16 protein-coding genes are annotated in these 17,350 nt (G+C 32.7%); 6 read left to right on the top strand and 10 right to left on the bottom strand.

Going from position 1 to position 17,350, the window contains the following annotated elements; all coding sequences use genetic code 11:
- Positions 1–191 precede the first annotated feature (191 nt).
- The 8 genes from AC23MB_RS08910 to AC23MB_RS08875 all read right to left on the bottom strand — a co-directional run bounded on the left by AC23MB_RS08910 (position 192) and on the right by AC23MB_RS08875 (position 5,369).
- Positions 192–614 (bottom strand): SRPBCC family protein, encoded by a 423-nt coding sequence (locus AC23MB_RS08910; protein ID WP_487787039.1) that lies wholly within the window; start codon positions 612–614, stop codon positions 192–194.
- 5 nt (positions 615–619) lie between these two features.
- Complete coding sequence (gene namA, locus AC23MB_RS08905; protein ID WP_487787038.1) at positions 620–1,678, bottom strand: NADPH dehydrogenase NamA; 1,059 nt, start codon at positions 1,676–1,678, stop codon at positions 620–622.
- Entirely contained in the window at positions 1,678–2,169 is a 492-nt protein-coding gene (locus AC23MB_RS08900; RefSeq protein WP_487787037.1) for a hypothetical protein, read from the bottom strand. Before AC23MB_RS08900 ends, namA begins: the two co-directional genes overlap by 1 nt.
- Positions 2,166–2,624, bottom strand: coding sequence for a DUF1569 domain-containing protein (locus AC23MB_RS08895; protein WP_487787036.1), 459 nt, complete (start codon positions 2,622–2,624; stop codon positions 2,166–2,168). Before AC23MB_RS08895 ends, AC23MB_RS08900 begins: the two co-directional genes overlap by 4 nt.
- A 175-nt stretch (positions 2,625–2,799) precedes the next feature.
- Positions 2,800–3,756 carry a tetratricopeptide repeat protein gene (locus AC23MB_RS08890; RefSeq protein ID WP_487787035.1) on the bottom strand — a complete coding sequence of 319 codons (957 nt, stop codon included), beginning with the start codon at positions 3,754–3,756 and terminating at the stop codon, positions 2,800–2,802.
- Positions 3,753–3,911 (bottom strand): helix-turn-helix domain-containing protein, encoded by a 159-nt coding sequence (locus tag AC23MB_RS08885; RefSeq protein ID WP_487787034.1) that lies wholly within the window; start codon positions 3,909–3,911, stop codon positions 3,753–3,755. The genes AC23MB_RS08890 and AC23MB_RS08885 overlap by 4 nt, the downstream gene beginning before the upstream one ends.
- A 75-nt stretch (positions 3,912–3,986) precedes the next feature.
- Positions 3,987–4,226 carry a hypothetical protein gene (locus tag AC23MB_RS08880; RefSeq protein WP_487787033.1) on the bottom strand — a complete coding sequence of 80 codons (240 nt, stop codon included), beginning with the start codon at positions 4,224–4,226 and terminating at the stop codon, positions 3,987–3,989.
- A 3-nt stretch (positions 4,227–4,229) separates the two neighbouring features.
- Entirely contained in the window at positions 4,230–5,369 is a 1,140-nt protein-coding gene (locus AC23MB_RS08875) for a hypothetical protein (RefSeq protein WP_487787032.1), read from the bottom strand.
- A 242-nt stretch (positions 5,370–5,611) separates the two neighbouring features.
- Here AC23MB_RS08875 and AC23MB_RS08870 point away from each other — a divergent pair, with 242 nt between their 5' ends.
- From AC23MB_RS08870 to AC23MB_RS08860, 3 genes are all read left to right on the top strand, one after another.
- Positions 5,612–5,737, top strand: a complete 126-nt coding sequence (locus AC23MB_RS08870; protein WP_312324352.1) for a hypothetical protein — start codon at positions 5,612–5,614, stop codon at positions 5,735–5,737.
- Complete coding sequence (locus AC23MB_RS08865; RefSeq protein WP_312324351.1) at positions 5,738–5,905, top strand: hypothetical protein; 168 nt, start codon at positions 5,738–5,740, stop codon at positions 5,903–5,905.
- Between the two features lie 263 nt (positions 5,906–6,168).
- Positions 6,169–6,867, top strand: a complete 699-nt coding sequence (locus tag AC23MB_RS08860; RefSeq protein WP_312324350.1) for a T9SS type A sorting domain-containing protein — start codon at positions 6,169–6,171, stop codon at positions 6,865–6,867.
- Between the two features lie 186 nt (positions 6,868–7,053).
- Here the strand turns inward: AC23MB_RS08860 and AC23MB_RS08855 are convergent, their stop codons facing one another.
- Positions 7,054–12,939 (bottom strand): alpha-2-macroglobulin family protein, encoded by a 5,886-nt coding sequence (locus AC23MB_RS08855; RefSeq protein WP_487787031.1) that lies wholly within the window; start codon positions 12,937–12,939, stop codon positions 7,054–7,056.
- A gap of 60 nt (positions 12,940–12,999) precedes the next feature.
- Between AC23MB_RS08855 and AC23MB_RS08850 the strand changes: the two genes are divergently transcribed.
- The 3 genes from AC23MB_RS08850 to AC23MB_RS08840 all read left to right on the top strand — a co-directional run bounded on the left by AC23MB_RS08850 (position 13,000) and on the right by AC23MB_RS08840 (position 16,853).
- A complete protein-coding gene (locus AC23MB_RS08850) occupies positions 13,000–13,767 on the top strand; it encodes a UbiA prenyltransferase family protein (RefSeq protein WP_313029026.1) in 768 nt (255 codons plus the stop codon).
- A gap of 45 nt (positions 13,768–13,812) precedes the next feature.
- Positions 13,813–14,889 carry a DNA replication/repair protein RecF gene (gene recF / locus AC23MB_RS08845; RefSeq protein ID WP_313029023.1) on the top strand — a complete coding sequence of 359 codons (1,077 nt, stop codon included), beginning with the start codon at positions 13,813–13,815 and terminating at the stop codon, positions 14,887–14,889.
- A gap of 350 nt (positions 14,890–15,239) precedes the next feature.
- Positions 15,240–16,853 (top strand): tetratricopeptide repeat protein, encoded by a 1,614-nt coding sequence (locus AC23MB_RS08840; RefSeq protein WP_312323323.1) that lies wholly within the window; start codon positions 15,240–15,242, stop codon positions 16,851–16,853.
- 3 nt (positions 16,854–16,856) lie between these two features.
- Here AC23MB_RS08840 and cdd read toward each other — a convergent pair whose 3' ends face one another.
- On the bottom strand, positions 16,857–17,336 hold the full coding sequence (cdd, locus tag AC23MB_RS08835) for a cytidine deaminase (protein WP_312323324.1): 480 nt from the start codon (positions 17,334–17,336) through the stop codon (positions 16,857–16,859).
- Positions 17,337–17,350 lie beyond the last annotated feature (14 nt).

Below are 17,350 nucleotides of genomic sequence, written 5' to 3'. Positions count from 1 at the left end.
GTCCCAGCGAAGATATAAATATTAAATAAATCGAAATAATTGAAAATTTTTAAATATAAAATAAATATAATCTCTAAAACACTACAAATACACTACAAATCGACGAAATTAAAACTAACTCAAGAATAGTCTGTATAAAAAAGCTTGTCAATTGACAAGCTTTTTGTTTGTATTTAAAAAAGAAAAATAAATTACTTTTCTAAATATTTTTTTAAACCTTTTAGAATTTCTGTCCAACCAATGTCATAGTTTTCTACTTTAAAATCGTCTCCAGCATCAGACAATTCGTCAATATTGTTGTGATTAAGATTTACAATCGTTTTACCATCCTTTTCTGAAAGCGTCCATGTTAAATGCGTTACAGCTTTGCTAAAATCAGGATGCTCCCAAGTATGTTTAAAAATCTGATTAGGAATAACTTCTACAATTTGACAACGATGCCAAAATCTGTTCTTGCCACCAGGTTCAAAAAAATTAAAAACAGCATCTTTTTCTAATATAAAATCTGGAATATCAAAATACCAATGTTTCATGTCATCTTTATTGGTTAATGCTTTCCAAATTTTTTCTATTGGAGCATTTATGATAATTTCTTTTTCTACCTTAGTTTTCATAGATTTTAATTTTCAGGTTTTGCTTTATCATATTGTTTTGGAAAGAAACAATTTTCATTATTTTCAAAACTATTAAGCACCGGGAAATAAGGATTTCTTAAAAGTTCTCTTGCAAGGAAAATTAGATCCGCTTCATTATTTTCAAGAATTTCTTCCGCAGACTTGGCATCAGTAATCAAACCAACAGCGCCAGTTTTAATACCAGTTTGTTGTTTTATCTTTTGCGAAAAAGGAACTTGATATGAGTTGAACAACGTAATTTTGGCACCAAAAATATTTCCGCCTGAAGAAACATCAATTAAGTCCACAGATTTAGTTTTTAGGACTTCTGCCAATTTAACATTCTCATCGATATCCCAACCGCCATCTGCATAATCGGAGCCCGAAACGCGTACAAACAAAGCAACATTTTCATCGATAACTTCATTAATCGCTTCAACAATTTCTAAAAGAAAACGGATTCTATTTTCGAAACTTCCACCATATTCATCGGTTCTTACATTCGATAAAGGCGATAAAAATTGATGCACCAAATAGCCGTGCGCCGCATGAATTTCTATAACATCACAACCCGCTTCTACAGCACGTTTGGCCGACTTTTTAAAATCTTGAACTAAATCTTTTATAGCATCAACACTTAAAACTGTTGGCTCACAATCGCTCGGCTGAAACGGAATCGCACTTGGCGCAACGACTTCCCAACCACCATCTTCCTTAGACAATTGTTTTCCGCCCCAAGTTGATGACTTTCGCCCTGCATGCGCTAACTGAATCCCAATTTTGGACTTCGTAAACTTATGTACAAAATCGACAATCTTCTTTATCGACTTTTGTTGCTCATCATTCCAAAGTCCTAGACATTTAGGTGTGATACGACCATCAGGAATAATGCCTGTCGACTCAATCATGATAAGTCCAGCGCCACCTTGCGCGCGACTAGCGTAATGTACAAAATGAAAATCATTAGCAACACCATCTTCCGCCGAAAACATACACATTGGCGACATAACGATTCGGTTTTCTAACGTGACATTTCGAAAACTTATTGGCTCGTACAACTTCATTATTTCGAGAGTTCTAAAAGTTTAGTTTTTAATAATTCGTTGTTATCAAAATAAACAGGGAAGCGCATTTTCTTACTATAACTTTCCCAATTACCTTCAAAAACAACCAAAGCCAAATTATCGATAAGTGTTTTCATCGCTAAACTTCCAGTAAAAATGCCTGTATGTTCGTGAAGTTTTTGTTCTTGAAAATCGAATTTATAAAAGAGAGTTGACATCTTAGAATTTCCCATTTGAGAATTAGAGTCAAGCGTTAAAGTTCCTGTAAAATCGCAAATTATCCCTTCGACATCCGATTTTCCTTTCACTTTTATTTCCTTTGGAAAAGCCGTAACATCAACTTCTGTAATATTAACTAAAATTGGGGCTCCATTATTTATTTTTCCGACAAAAGCATTTTTATCATTTAATAAATAAGTTTCCAAAGCTTCTTTCGTTTGTGAAAAAAACAAGGCGGAAAATAGAAATACAAAAAGATAAATTAATCTCATAATACCCCGAATTGCGCTAAGTGATGATCGAGATGTTTTGCCATCATATTATTCCATTCTTGAGAATTGAGTACGCCAAAACTCGCACTTTCTTTACCATCAAAAGCACTTGCACCAAGTTGTTGCGTCTTTTGAAGAAAACCAATTAATCGTTTTTTTTCTGTTTCAAAATCTTTGCGATCTTTGACCACAAACATTGGTCCCGTCGGCAAATTTTGTTTGTACGGAAGCGCGTTAGTCACTTTAGGTTTCACGAATTTTTTCATCATCCATCTTGCAAAAAATCCAGGCTTTTTATGTTTTTGTGGCTCATAAATTAACTCGTAAGTCACATTGCAATGCGCTAACATTTGGTCAACGGACATTTTGCCCCACTTTGCCGATGTTTCTGGTGTTAATTGATTAATTGCTTTGATGTAAACCTCAACATCTGAAGCATTAAATATATTTCGCATGATAAAATTTTATGAACTTAAAATTACTTTAATTTTCTCTTGAAGAAGACGATTAGCTTGTTTTTTTTTTCCACATTAAAAACAAGTATAAAATGACCAAAATTGCTCCAAAAATAATTATAAAACTATCCAGTTTTGTTTGACTTTGGCTTATCTCATCAAGATTTTTTTTGTTTTATTTTTGAATATTGTCAATACTCGTCTTAATAGATTGCAATTCGTTTTGCTCTCTTAGAAAGCGCGTTTGCAAGTGTCTTTGATTGTAAATATTATAGTTATTAATATCGTTAAGAGCCAAATAATTTTCCGCAATCACTTTGTAGATCCCTTCATTTAAAAGTAAATCGCCAATATTAGCAGCCAAACTATCCGCTTTACTCAGCAACTGTAAGGCTTCTAGATGCTTAACATTCTTCATGTATACATCCGAAAGTCCTTTGTAAGCAAATGCTTCGAGACTTCTGGCTTTTTCTTTCTGAGCAAAATTAATGGAATTAAGAAATGATTCTTCAGCCTTATTTTTATCATTTAGATCCAAATAACAATATCCGATATTATAAAAAACGACACTTAGATTAACTTTAGATTGCAATGCTGGTGCAATTTTTTCAAAATTTTTGACAGCAATTGTAAATTTAGAAAGAGCCAATTCTGGATTTAGTTGACTTTTATAAATCATACCTCGCACCGCATAAGCCTTTCCTAAAACGGAAAATTTTATCCTAGAACTATCAGGCATCTTTTGACTATGTTGGTCAATTTGGTCAAGAAAACTTAGACTTTTATTAAAAACCTCCATCTGTTGATATTGAATCGCAATCGAGATCAAAATCTGAGCTTTGGTATCGGAGTTGGTAATCTCGCCCAACAAATCCTGAACTTTGGTGACGGAAATTAATGACTTATCAAAATCGCGTTTTGCAATGTATGCTTTGGAAAGTGTTAAATAAAGTTCTGCCTTTTTATTAACATCGGATTCATCTTTTAATAACTGATTCGAAATTTTAATCGTCTCTTCAGGATTTCTAAAAAGATGGTCTTTAGCTTTATTAAACAAGGCTTCGCGAGGATTAGATGCCAATGTCAAAATCCCAAAACTACAAAGCATAAAACATATTAATAATTTTTTCATTTGTTGCTTTGATTAAGCTGTTGGATATACGCATTGGGTGACATCCCTGTAATTGATTTAAAAACAGTTGTGAAGGCACTGTGCGACGAAAAGCCCGAAACATCAGCCAAATAACTTACTTTATAATTAAGATATATCGGATTGGTTTTCAACACTTAAGCTATGTAATTAACTCGTAATTCATTAATGTAAAGATGGAAATTTTTGCCATTATATTTATTAATAATTTCTTAAAGATACTTTTTATTGGTTTCTAACTGTCCTGCGAGAACAGCCAACGACATTTCTTTATTTAAAAATTGATCGGAATTTTCTAGCTCGTCCAACTTTTGCAAAATCTCGTCTTCTTTCTCTTTAGAAATTAAAATACTCTTCTTCGGTTGTTTAACTTCTGACTCTTGTGGCTTGTTGTCATCTCCAATTTGAGGTTCCGAAGTTGGCTTGGATAAATCCGCCTTTGCGTCAGACAATTTTTAAAAATACGATTTTTGATTTTTAAAAAGGTCCAATTGTTTCGCAAGCTCTTCTTTTCTTTTATATTCAAAAAAGTAATAAATCGCTAATTCCGCAACAGCAACAGCAAAACCAATTAGTAAAAATCTTGTTAAAAAACTAGCATCTTTATGGCCTTGCTCCAGACTTTGTTGCTCCCGAAGTTCTGTCAATTTTAACAAATATCGGATGGTTTCTTTCTGACTGGCATCTATTTTTGCTCTGCTATCGACAAAAAGTTTTTCGTAAAATCTATACTTATCTTCGTTTTGAAGTGCGAGATAACTTTTTGACATCTGATCATAAATCCTAGATTTTAAAACCAAATAATCAGCACCTTCCACATATGCTAAAGCTTTTTCTAATATAGAAATCGCTTCCGAATAGTTTTTATCTAAAAAGCTAAGTCGCGGCAATCTTTCGTAAGTCAAACTGTATAAAAACACTTGCTCCGACTTGTTATCAACAACTTGCTTTGTTGCAAATAATATAGTTTTTGCCCTGTCAATTTGTTTGCGATTCAGGTCAATACTTGCTTGTAAAAGGTCATTTTCTGTTTTAATAATAAAATTCTCAGTGGTCTGACTTTTAAGATAAGTGTCACTTTTTTGAAACGAACTGAGAGCTTCATCCGTTTTTTTATTCACCGAAAAATTGATGGCTTGTAGTTGATAAATCTTCGCAATCGTAATATTATAATTTTCGTCCGATTTGTATAAAGATTGATCTTTCAACAATTCTGAACTCAATTTTGAAGATTGTGAATAGAGCTTTAAATTTTGATATTGTTCCGCCAAAGCATAATCTCTAATAAGGTTTGCAAAGTCTTGATTACTCTGGTGCAGAATATTATTATCTTTATCCAAAGACATTCTCACAGATTGCACGTAATCACCCTTCATCGCATAAGCTTGCGCCATTAGGTTTTGTAAAACCAAACGATGTGCCGGATTTTGCTCACTTATTATAAAGCTTTGTATAAAGTTAATGGCCTCATCTGGATTCTGATAAATCTTTTGCACGCTCTTATCCACCAATGATGAAAAGTCATTATTCTTTTGTCCGTTTAACAACGAAAACATCAAAAACATTAAAAGAATTAGATTCTGGGGACGCAACATCTAACAAAAATAGCTTTTTAAGTGATTGCTGACTAATATTCTTAAAATATTTTTTTTCAAATTTTAGAATTTACAAATACATAAAACACTGATTTTAATTAAATTAAACATTTAACACTTTAAAATTTCATGAATCTTAAAACACATCTATTTTGAAAAAATGAATAAAGCCTTTAAAATTGTAAAACTTAATTTAAAGAAGAAAAAATATAATAAAGAGTTACAAGCGTTTGTTTCAAGTGATGTCAATTTCGTTATTCGGAACAATGTCTTATGGACAATTTTATATTACTGGCGAAGGACTGCAACCAATGGATGTTAGCATTAACGGAACAGTTGTAGGGAGCCAAGGTGGAAAAAACCAATAGATGTGGAGCCCAACTCAGTCAATCGTTAATGTGGGCGGACTAACGACTGGTAACCTAATCGAGAATGTCGTTGTCTGTGATAATGTTTCAAGAATCGCTGGTTATATGACCAATCCTCAAAATAACCTTAACGAAATGGCGAGCTATGACAAAAATAGTGCGAGTTAGACTTATCATCATGGTCTTGCTCAAAGTCAAGATGGTCTTAATAGCTCGAATTGGGGTGTATCTGCAGACGGATTTACACTTATAGGTTATGGCATCTTATCGAATACTGCTACCAGAGCTATCAAATAGACTGCTGAAAATGGTATCGAAAATCTAGGAAGTCTTTTCCCTGAAAAAAGTACAAGAGCTAAAGGCATAAGCGCTGATAAATCTGTTGTTGTTGGTTTTCAAGATTTAGCATCTGGTCAACGTGCAGCAACATATTGGAAAATGGGGCACAAACGGTTATCAATAACGCACAAGGAACACCTACTTTTGGTGAAGCCAATCGTGTGTCAGCAGACGGAAAAGTTATAGTTGGTATTGTTGGTACCTACCCTTTTGTATACACCGAAGAATCAGGTTACCAATCTATTACACACGAATTATCTAGCAATTTCAATCGAGGTGGCGCAGCTGACGTAACCGCTGACGGGAAAAAAGTTGTCGGGTTTTTCCGAAACTTCCCAGGAAGCCCCTACGGTGGTGATGGTTTCATCTGGTCGCAGACAAATGGTTTGTTTAACCTTAATACTTATGTATCAAGTTTTGGCATCGATTTAGGAAATTACACTTTAGCGTTACCTCTTGCCATTTCTGGCGACGGAACCAAAATTGTTAGTGTTGCAAGAACCCCAGATTTTAAAACTTATGGCTTTATGGTCGATCTTACCACTAATCTTTCTACTGGAAATACATCCGCAAAATCTGATATCAAAATCTACCCAAATCCCGTAAAAGATGTCTTAAACATCACTAATGCTAAAAACATTAAATCTGTTGAAGATATTAATATGACAGGACAGAAAGTTGCTTCTGTAACAACTAATCAAGTTAATGTATCCAACCTTCCAAAAGGAAATTACATTGTAAGAGTTACTGACGCGACTACAACAACGACACAAAAAATCGTAAAAGAATAGGTTAAATCATATTTTTTAAGTTTAGGTTATAAAAAATGAGCGACGGATTAATCCGTCGCTCATTTGCTTTTTTTTAGCGTTTAGCGTTTAGCGTTTAGCGTTTAGCGTTTAGCGTTTAGCGTTTAGCGTTTAGCGTTTAGCAAAATTAATTCATAATTCATAATTCATAATTCATAAATCAAAAACCTATTCCTTAATTTCCATTTTAGAACCTGCTGTATGGCTGTTCATTTGAGGTGCGTAATAGTTTTGCAAAGTTGAAATCCCTGTTGAAAAAACACCAGAAGCATTTGCCACCAAATCATATTCAAAAACATATTTTCCTTTCGGCATATATTCGATATAGAAATTAGTTGACGCATCTTTTGTCGATTGATAATAGCCAAGATTATTTTTCCATTGATAACCAGAGATAACATCCAAAGGCTCCGTTCCCGCAGCGCGCATATCCTTCAACTGAACATATTCCATATTTCGGTCGGTGTTAAGAATCATTCTCACCGTAATTTTATCACCAACTTTTAATGGCGTATTTACAGTAATTGGTTTTAATTCTTCACCATTTTCAGTTTTAATTTTTCTGAAATATTCTTTTTTAATAGAGATATAACTTTCAGAAGATTTTATTTTATCCAAATCCTCATAATATTGCCAGAACAATCCTCCTTGTACAATTCCAGCACCCGTTTTTGTTACTGTTACTTTTCCTAAAGATTTATCAACATTAGAAGAAGTTTCGCTCATTTTGATATAACCAGTCGCTTTTTGTTGCGCTTGACTCATATCTTTATTTCCCCAAACAATTGTTGCTTTATCACTTTCTGGCGTTGTCCAAGATTTACCAGAGTTTAAAATCGTAAAAATAACCTCAGCTGTACTTCTCGAAGTTCCCCATGAGTTAACTTCTTTTTGAGTAATTAACCAAATTTTCAAATCTTCTATAAACTGAATATCATTTGGTTTCAAAGTATTAAAAGCTTCCAAAGCGCCTGCATGATTCACAACTTTTGAAGAATACCAACCCCAATCATTAAGATTTTGTTTCCAGTAGACACCTTGCGTTTTAGAATTTGTAGACGTTTCTTTAAGATAAGTCATCAATTTTGTAGACACATCTTTTAATCCATATTGATCAAATAACATCGCCGCTCTATGTAATCCAAAGAATGTAAAATCTGCAAACTTCGCCGTTTTTGCTTTTTTAATAACAAGATTTTTCAAAGCTTTTGGATTAGCAGTCAAAGGATAATCTTTCTCCCAATAATGTCTCGCATCCAAATATTCTAATGAAGCATTGCTCCAAGGATTTTCTTTGCGAACATCCCAATAACGATTGACATTGCTATCCACATAATTAATTAATTTCGAAATCATTTGTTTTTGAGAATCCGATTGATAATCTTTAACATTGTGCTTTAACCAAAGGTTTAATTTTCCCAAATTTTTAAGAATATACAACGACAAATAATAAGAACTCGGATAACCAGAATACCAACTAAAACCTCCATCAGGATTCTGAAGTTGTAACAAAGCCTGCCAATCATCAAGAATCGAATTACGCATTGTGTTTGCATCAAACAATCTAGACAATTTCGTCATTTGCTCTTCCTCGGTTTTACTCTCCAACATCCAAGGCGTTTCATCCAAAAGAAGTTGTTTTAATTCTTGATTTTTTTCAAGGTTTGATGTTAAAAGTCCTTTTGATTGATATTCGTCAAAAATCGTTTTCATTCTTGGATTTGCACGGAAAACTTCAGACGCAATAACATCCGCAAACCATTTGTTAAAGATAACATCTGCCGAGTTTTTGGTCTCGTTTTTAAGACTTGGCAGGGCAAACATCACTTCCCAAATAGGATTGGTCGTCAGCTCCAAAGTATTTCTGACATTAGAAACTGTCGTCGAATTGTTATTAATTAAATTCTCAATTTCAAAAGTTTTAGTTTCGCCTTCTTTTACAAAAATCGGTGTCGCATCTGTCACCAACATTCTGTTAGGAAGCACTGCAACAGCTTTTTGTTCGCCGTCAGAATATTCACCAGCTTTCGCAACAACTTTTATAATAATCGACGAAACATCTTTCGGTGTCGTCAAAGTCCAAGACAAAGCGGTACTCGAATTTTCTTTTAAACTAAAAGCTTGTTCAACATTATAACCAGCAACTTGCGTAAGATTAGTTAATTTAAATTTCTCCGAAATATCTTCATTGGTAAATGCATCCAAAATCTGAAGTTTTGCATAACCAGTCAAAGCTTTTGATACCAAACTGTTGATTTTTGTTTGGAATGTCAACACATCACCTTCTCTTAAGAATCGAGGATAATTTGGCGTCACCGAAAAGTCTTTTTGCGTTACCACCGTTTTTTCCAAATAAGCAGATTTTGCATCTTTAGTATGTGCGAGCAACATCAATTTCCATTTGGTTAATGCCTCAGGCGTTGTAAATTCGAAACTTACATTGCCTTTATCATCAGTTACTAAACTTGGATAGAAAAACGCCGTTTCATTTAGGTTCTCACGAACTTTGATGTTTTCTAATTCTTTGTCCTCTGTATTATAATCAGCAGATTTATTTTTAGGTTCTGCAATCATATTTTGCACAACTTCCACATTATCATTGGAAAACTCCTCCTTAGAAGCAGCTGCCCTCTTCATAACTTTAGCTGATGGTGCTGCAGCCATTGCAACTGCGCCAGCATTAGATTCATAAGTCAAAGATTGACTTACAAAATGTGGTTGCATCCAATTAAACTGTGGCTCACGGATATTTTTAGTATTCGAATATTTAAGGCGTTTATTATAATACAATTGCTTCAAAGCTGTATTAATACGATAATCGTTGATGATGTCGCTTCTATAAAATATATTATTAAATGAATATCTGTTAGCTGCAAATTTGTCCAAAGACATGTCATACATATTCGCCAAAACCTCAGCCATCACTTTTTCGTTTTCTGCGCCAGAAACTGTCAACGTCCATTTTTCCTTAGAATTTGGTTGTAACTTATCACGGAAGGTTGTGGTTTCAATTTTCAAAGCATCCTCTTTTCCTTTTATCGGAACATACAAAGTTTCGATTTGAACATCATTAAAACCTGCTAAAACGACTTGCACATTAAGAACTTCCGATTTTTCAGAAATGTTAATTGGATAATTTAGGAAACCATTTTTCAAATCTTTTCTTTCGAAAACAGTATTGCCGTCACCTTTTTGAACATAAATATTTGCAATCGCATCTGGAACCGCCGAATAAATCATCAGATTAGCCGTTTCTCCAATTTTGTATTCTTTCTTGTCAAAACTTGTGTTAAGGAAAGTTTTTTGTTTAGAATTCAAACTCGATTTACTCCAAACTTGAAAATCCTGACTCGTTTTGATGCTGTCTTTACCTTCAATATTATAAAAATCTAATCTGTAATAACCAGCATTTAGTTTACCAATGTTGAATACAGAATCTTGCGCCGTTTTATCAAATAAAATACGTTCTGAATTCCAGTTTTTTGGAAGATCGGTTTTATCAAATCGATCATTTGGGAAAAGATTTACAAATTCTGATTTCGACATCTTCGGCAAATCCTGAATTTGATCTTTAAATTGACTTCTGAAAACGCGTTGCGGCTCTTCCAACTTCGTCAATTTAGCATGATAAGATTTTTTAAGATTTTGATTGTTATAATTTTTCGTTTCAACATTTAATTTAATATCATCATCCGAAAATTGGTCTTTAAGCGGCGTTGCATCGATATAATGCGAAACCGACGACACAGTCAAATTTGTATCTGCAGATTGCGTTTCGCCAGCAATATCCGTCGCGCTTGCATTTATGTTGTATTGATCAACTTGGACGCCTTCTAGTTTTTCGTCCTTTTTTAAATCTAAAATAATCGTGAATTCGCCTTTGTCATTGGTTTTGGTTTCTCCCAAAATCGAATTTTCGTTATCATAAATTCTTGGATACCAAGAGAAGTATCGCCAACGAATATTTTGTTTTTTAATCTCATATTGAATGTTAGAATTAGACAACGGAACACCCGAAAACATCGTTGCTTTTCCTTTTAATTCAATCTTTTGACCGTATTTATATTCATCTTTAATCGGTTCAAAATTCAATTCGAAAGTTGGACGTTTGTATTCTTCGACCAAGAAATCTTTTTGTTCCGAAATATCTAATTTTACATCATCAATCACTAAAGTGAAATTTCCATTAAGCTTCGACTTTGGCAGCGTAAAACTTCCGTTATATGAACCAAAATCATTAGTTGTAAAACTTTGCTTTGCGATTTCTTCGCCATTCGCATCTTCCAAAACAATTTCTTGCGAAAGCTTTGCTACAACAGATTCTTTATTAGCATCCAGCTTTGTATTTATAACTTTGAAATAAACGATTTGTCCAGGACGATAGATTTGTCGATCAAGGAAAATCTGTGCTCGATATTCTTTCTTCGCTCTATTTTCATTTCGATAATCATTGTTAGAGCCATAAGTTTGTCGTAGCTCGACATCTCCAGTTTTGGTATCTTGTAAAAGATGATAACGATAGTAAGATTTCTTAGTGGTAATCGGCAATTGAAAGCTCGAATCTTTGTTAATCGTCACCACATTGTTAGATATAGATTTTGCATTCGGAAGATATTCGAAAACCTTTAAACTTGGATTTTTTATTAAACTTCCGTTATCAGAATTAATCCACAACAACTCCGAATTATCTTGATTTTTATTGGAAATATTTTTATAAATCGACTTTGCGGCAGACACTAAAAAATAATTGCCATAATAATTAATTGGATTGTCGCCATCGACCAAATATTCCAGCATATAGATTCCTGCAGGAAGCGCTTTAACCTCAAATGATGTTTTATGGGTTTGAAAATCTTCTTTTGTTGGAACTTCAAAATTTTCAGTTTTCACTAATGTTTTTTTAACACTTGAAAACTTCGAATTATATGGATCAGAAACAAAACTTAAAAATCCTAAAATATCGTCTTTAACTTGATAAATTTTCAACTGAATGTTTTTCACATTTTTAGCTTCAACAACGACCTGAAATGGTTTGTTAGCTAAACTTGTCGGCTCAAGATAAAGATTAGCATTAGGTTGAATAATGCTGTTTTCTAGATTTTGAATATTTCCTAAAAATCCAGATTTTGGGTATTTTGATTTTGCATTTTTAATAATTTCTAAAGCTTCTTTTTGCTTTTTATTTGTTATTAAATCCGAGGCAAGATTTGACGCAATCAGCACTTTGTAATCGCCTTCTGTCGCATCATTATACAAGACTTGCCATTGCTTTTTTAAGCTTTTATCATTAGGATTTCTTTGGATTTGATAAGCTAATTTTTCAGACTTAAAATACAATTTTGCATTCCCAGAATTTGTCGTTATTAAATCATCATAAACTTGAAGAATTGTTGGTTGATTCGCGTCTAATTCATTCTTAGTAAACAAGTTAGAATCATTTAAAAATCGAACATATTGCGTCGACGCCCAATCTAACATCGTCGGAAAATATTCTTCATCATAAGCGCCATTAAAAATACTTTTATAGGAACTTAAATTAATCGATTTAAGTTCTTCTTTTTTGTCAAAAACCAGTTGATATTGTTTTAATAAATAGTTTTTGAAACCGAGATTAGTCCAAGTCTCAATCTGAGAAACATCTTGATTGTCAACATTGGTACGACTTCTAATTTTCCATTGTACAGAATCGTAATAATCCTTGATAAATTCGGCTTTCAAAACCTCCAAAACCAAATCTTCCTTACCAGAAAAAGAATTTTTTGTTTCTTCAATTTTTTTAAAAAAACGACTGGCATTATCATTTTCGGTATCGTCAAAAATGGTTTTAACAATGCTAAAATCACCTTTCAGGGCTTTAATTAACTCTGGTAGATTTTTATCTTTCATGGCTTGTTTTTGAATATTTTGAAAAATCGTTTGGTTGGACTTAAAGTTTCCTTTCTTCGCCTGTTCTTTAATGATTTTCCATTGTTGCTCGTAGTAATTCTGTCCAAAAACTGGAGCCGAAAAACTAGTCAATAACAACAATCCTAAAGTAGGAATGAGTTTTTTCATAAACTTTTATTTATCAAAATCACATTACAAAAGCTACAATTTTGTTTACTTTGTAATATAATGTCAGTTTTAAAATTAGCAAAAATATATATTGTAGACAGCCAAATTTATGTTTCCTTAATGGGAACAATGTTGGCTGCTTTTTTCTTTTTGGAACAAAATACATTCCGTTTTCCCAAGCTGTACCTCATTTTTCTAACATTTTTCAGTGGTTATCTTTATACAAAATACCAAGGGCAAGGTCGAATATTTAAAAAAATATTAATATTCAATTTTTTTACTGGTATTATTTGCGTTCTCCTGATCATCAGAAATCATAACGAAATTGTCTTATTAAAATGGTTATTAATAGTTGTTCTGGGACTTTTGTACAACAGTAATTTTCTTGCGAACACCATTCGTAACATACCATTTGTCAAAATTTTCTATGTTGGACTAGTTTGGGCCTTATCCTTTGGATTCTTAGGATTGCCAGAAGTTAATTGGCCAATTATCGGATTTAGCTTTTTTTTCATCTCCGCACTTGTTTTGCCTTTTGATATTCGCGATATGAAATACGATACAGTCGTCACTTTCCCGAAATTAATTGGTATCAAAAACACAAAATTACTCGCCTATTTTTTGATTATTCTAGCAAATATCATAAGTATTTTATTTTTCAGAATAGATAGCATTATTGCATTATTGTTAACATCTTTTGTAAGTTGTATTTTGATATTCTTCGCATCTGAAAACAAAACTGATGCTTACTTTTCTTTTTGGATAGAAAGTTGTTCCGCACTTCCACTCATTATTTACTTGGCGATTAAATATTACCTCCTTTTTTAAGAATCCGATTTGACTTATCTTTGTAGGACTAAATCAATTTCTATTTTGAGAATTAATAAACTCAGTCTTCGTAATTTTAAAAATCACGATTATCTACAGCTAGATCTTTCTGCGCAAATCAATTGTTTTGTCGGAAATAATGGCGTGGGAAAAACGAATATTCTAGACGCTTTGTATTATCTTTCTGTTGGTAAAAGCTTCCTCGGAAACTCCGATTTTAACAATGTTAAAAACGATTGCGATTTCTTTAGCATCGAAGCGGAAGTTCAAAATGAGAAGAAAGAAGATATTCTCAAAATAATTCTTAGTAAGGAAAGTAAGAAAGTGATTAAAAAAAATGACAAATCTTATGACCGACTCGCAGATCATGTTGGTTATTTGCCATCCGTTATTATTTCGCCTTATGATCAAAATTTAATTTCGGATTCTGGAGAAAGCCGCAGAAAATTTTTAGATGCGATGATTTCTCAAACTGATAGCGATTATCTTTTTGCTTTAATACAATATCAAAAGACCTTACAACAACGAAATGCGCTTCTAAAAAGCTTCGCAAAAAATAGATATTTCGACAAAGATAGCCTCGAGATTTATAATGAGCCTTTGATAAAACATGGCGAAAAAATATTTGCAAAACGTAAAAACTTTGTTGAACTTCTTAATCCAGTTATGCAAAACTTTTATCAAAGTATTTCTGGCGGAAAAGAAGAAGTTTTTATAACTTATCAATCGGACTTAGAACAAGATTTTTCTGATTTGCTTACTCAATCTTTAGATAAGGATCGGGTGCTAACTTACACTTCCAAAGGCATACATAAAGATGACTTGCTTTTTGAAATGATGCATTATCCCATTAAAAAAGTAGGATCGCAAGGACAACAAAAGACTTTTTTGGTTGCGTTAAAACTTGCACAAATGATTCGTATCAAAGAATTGACTGATAAAACACCCATCCTTTTATTGGACGACATCTTTGATAAACTAGATGATAAACGTGTAACACAGTTAATTGATCTTGTTAATCAAGAAAATTTTGGACAAATCTTTATTACAGATACACATAAAGAACGTACAGAAAGTATTTTGAAAGACATTAAAGAACCAATCAACATCTACGAAATCTAAAAATAAAAAATGCCAGATATATTCTGGCATTTCGCATATAATAGAATGGTTATTAATCACATTTAGACATTCACGATAATTGAAAAAAGCTTAGTAGTAGTCTTTGTCTAAATATTTCTATCAAAATTTCAAAAAATATCTAAAAAATCCAAAAATCAGGGGTGGACATTGGGGTGGACAAATTATTTTACAAATAAGCGATACTGATTATCAACTACATATAAAATTTCAAAAAAAAATAATTTGATACACTTTTTTTGGATATATTTGTTAATATGATAAAAATATACCTCTATTTTTTCTTTTTTGCATTTTGCGGAGCCACTTACAAAGCACAACAACTTGAAAATTTGTCTACAATCGAGACAAATTATGTTGTAAAAGCCTCAGAAATAAACAGCGAAAAAGAACTTATCACATTTCTAAACTCAGATTCGTATAAAATAATAAGTAACAAAAAAGAAATCATAAACAAAGTTGTATTAGCAAACTTTTTTTCAAAACAATTAGACAGATCTAATCCTAAAAGTCTTCAACTTTACAAAGATGCGTTAAAATTATCGTCAGATATCAAAGACAAGAATTTTTTGATATGGTTTTATACAAGCTTTGGATTCTATTATTATACCTATAATGATTACCCCAACGCATTACCTTTATTTTTAAAAACATCAAAACTATTAGAAAACAATCACGATAAGGACATTATTGATTCTTGTAATATTTTAAAATTAAATGGCTTCTTTTGGTCCACAATTGAAGATAACAATAAAAGTAACGAATATCTCGAGCGCGCTTTACAACAATGCTCTACTAATAACCAAAACTATGGGACAATACTTAACAACATTGCCCTTAATTACATCAAGTTAAATAATTTTCAAAAAGCACTGACATATCTAGAAAAAACGAAAGCTGCCGCCGTTAATATTAATGATAAAGTCCGTTATGCAAAAGCTTTAGGAGATATTGCCCTTATAGAAGCTACTAGAAAAAATTATGATAAAGCCGTAAATCTTCTTAAAGAAGACATTGCAATATCTGATAAAGAAAATAGTGACAGAAATAAGATGTTCGCCGAAATTCGATTAGCTACAATTTACATCGATATGAAGCGCTACGAAGACGCAAAGAAACTCTGTAATGATGCTTTAGATTATATTAAGACAAAGACTTATTTAGCAAGTTACGAACTTGATATCCAAAGACTGCTATTGAAAATTTCAATAAATGATAAAAATGATAATGCAGAATTGTATGCAAGAAGAAGAATTGAAAGTCTGAATAATCAAATTATATTACAAGATGGTGTTGAAGCCGTAAAAATGGCAAACTGGCAAAGCCAAAAAGAGCGTGTAGAATGGCAATTAGAAGCCGAACAAAACAAAGCGGAAAAGTCAAAAGTTATTAAATGGTTCTTACTTGCAGTCAGTCTTTTGCTCTGTGGCCTTGTTGCAAGTATTTATCAACTTAATAAAAGAAAAATTCGTTTACTGAAAAGTAGTTTTGAAAAACAGATTTTAAAATTCAAATTAGACCAAGTTGAGTCCGATAAAAAATTACAATCGACTAATACTTCTTTAGCAAGCTTCAAAGCCTATTTGGTTGACAGAAATAAACATATCGACAAGATTGACACTGAAATTAGCAAACTCCGAGAAACAGGAAGATCAACAAAAACACTTTCCGCAATGGAGGAATTAAAGATATCGCATTTGGTTACCGACGAAAATTGGAATAAATTCAAAGAGGTTTTTATCCGAGAAGAGCCAGAATATTATCAATACATCATCAATTCCTTCCCAGGTTTAACAGAATCTAACCTACGCATTATCCTTCTTAACAGATTAGATCTTAACAATATAGAAATCGCTCAACTATTAGGCCTTAGTGTTGATGGCGTTAAAAAATCAAAGCAGCGACTTCGTAAGAAGTTCGACAATGACGATACTTTTGTAATTTAAAAACTATAAAAAACTAGAATCAAACGAAAAAGGTAACAAATCTCGAACCGATTTTGTTTTAAAAATCTCACCTTCTAGAGAAGCAAAATAGATTTCGATAGGTTGATCTTGTTTAGCCTCATACTCCAAAATACTTTGGCGACACGCACCACAAGGCGGAATTGGTTGAGAACTAAGCATATTACGAGGTGCACCAATCACAAACATTTTAGTAATTTGTGCTTTAGGAAAATTCGCAGATGTCCAGTAGATGGTCGTTCTTTCTGCACAAAGACCAGAAGGATAAGCCGCATTTTCTTGATTACTTCCTGTAATAATCTCACCATTATCAAGCAAAAGTGCACAGCCTACCAAGAAGTTAGAATAATTTGCGTAGGCATTTTCTCGAACTGCTTTTGCAGCTTCAAAAAGTTTCTTTTCAGTTTCGTCAAGATCCTCATATGAAGGAATCACGTGAAAACTGATTTTGATTTCTTTTTCCATTTTTCAAAAATCGG

The sequence above is a fragment of the Soonwooa sp. T0.1_25 genome (assembly GCF_057652215.1).
The sequence above is the reverse complement of the archived record's forward strand: the minus strand, read 5'-3'. Positions and strand labels throughout refer to the sequence as shown.

Excerpts from the sequence above, each read along its gene's own strand:
- AC23MB_RS08910 (WP_487787039.1), bottom strand. The coding sequence starts at position 614 with ATGAAAACTAAGGTAGAAAAAGAAATTATCATAAATGCTCCAATAGAA.
- namA (WP_487787038.1), bottom strand. The coding sequence starts at position 1,678 with ATGAAGTTGTACGAGCCAATAAGTTTTCGAAATGTCACGTTAGAAAAC.
- AC23MB_RS08900 (WP_487787037.1), bottom strand. The coding sequence starts at position 2,169 with ATGAGATTAATTTATCTTTTTGTATTTCTATTTTCCGCCTTGTTTTTT.
- AC23MB_RS08895 (WP_487787036.1), bottom strand. The coding sequence starts at position 2,624 with ATGCGAAATATATTTAATGCTTCAGATGTTGAGGTTTACATCAAAGCA.
- AC23MB_RS08890 (WP_487787035.1), bottom strand. The coding sequence starts at position 3,756 with ATGAAAAAATTATTAATATGTTTTATGCTTTGTAGTTTTGGGATTTTG.
- AC23MB_RS08875 (WP_487787032.1), bottom strand. The coding sequence starts at position 5,369 with ATGTTGCGTCCCCAGAATCTAATTCTTTTAATGTTTTTGATGTTTTCG.
- AC23MB_RS08870 (WP_312324352.1), top strand. The coding sequence starts at position 5,612 with ATGTCAATTTCGTTATTCGGAACAATGTCTTATGGACAATTTTATATT.
- AC23MB_RS08865 (WP_312324351.1), top strand. The coding sequence starts at position 5,738 with ATGTGGAGCCCAACTCAGTCAATCGTTAATGTGGGCGGACTAACGACT.
- AC23MB_RS08855 (WP_487787031.1), bottom strand. The coding sequence starts at position 12,939 with ATGAAAAAACTCATTCCTACTTTAGGATTGTTGTTATTGACTAGTTTT.
- AC23MB_RS08850 (WP_313029026.1), top strand. The coding sequence starts at position 13,000 with ATGTCAGTTTTAAAATTAGCAAAAATATATATTGTAGACAGCCAAATT.
- cdd (WP_312323324.1), bottom strand. The coding sequence starts at position 17,336 with ATGGAAAAAGAAATCAAAATCAGTTTTCACGTGATTCCTTCATATGAG.